General features: G+C 55.6%; 1 rRNA gene. It reads right to left on the reverse strand.

What is annotated here, in order from left to right:
- A 16S ribosomal RNA gene (locus tag M3I56_RS40760) occupies nucleotides 1–716 on the reverse strand; the annotation flags it as partial.
- Nucleotides 717–738: the final 22 nt, after the last annotated feature.

The following is a 738-nucleotide window of genomic DNA, read 5'->3' on the forward strand; positions in this document are numbered from 1 at the left end:
TCGGTATTCCTCCACATCTCTACGCATTTCACTGCTACACGTGGAATTCTACCCCCCTCTGCCATACTCCAGCGATGCAGTCACCAATGCAGTTCCCAGGTTAAGCCCGGGGATTTCACATCGGTCTTACATCACCGCCTGCGCACGCTTTACGCCCAGTAATTCCGATTAACGCTCGCACCCTACGTATTACCGCGGCTGCTGGCACGTAGTTAGCCGGTGCTTATTCTTCCGGTACCGTCATCCCCGGCGGATATTAGCCACCAGGATTTCTTTCCGGACAAAAGTGCTTTACAACCCGAAGGCCTTCTTCACACACGCGGCATTGCTGGATCAGGCTTTCGCCCATTGTCCAAAATTCCCCACTGCTGCCTCCCGTAGGAGTCTGGGCCGTGTCTCAGTCCCAGTGTGGCTGGTCGTCCTCTCAGACCAGCTACGGATCGTCGCCTTGGTGGGCCTTTACCCCACCAACTAGCTAATCCGCCATCGGCCACCCCAATAGCGCGAGGTCTTGCGATCCCCCGCTTTCATCCAAAGATCGTATGCGGTATTAATCCGGCTTTCGCCGGGCTATCCCCCACTACTGGACATGTTCCGATGTATTACTCACCCGTTCGCCACTCGCCGCCAGGATTGCTCCCGCGCTGCCGTTCGACTTGCATGTGTAAGGCATGCCGCCAGCGTTCAATCTGAGCCAGGATCAAACTCTTCAGTTCAATACCTGTTACTGTTTTCGGT

Source organism: Paraburkholderia sp. CNPSo 3281 (assembly GCF_024206515.1).
Taxonomy (GTDB): Bacteria; Pseudomonadota; Gammaproteobacteria; order Burkholderiales; family Burkholderiaceae; genus Paraburkholderia; species Paraburkholderia nodosa.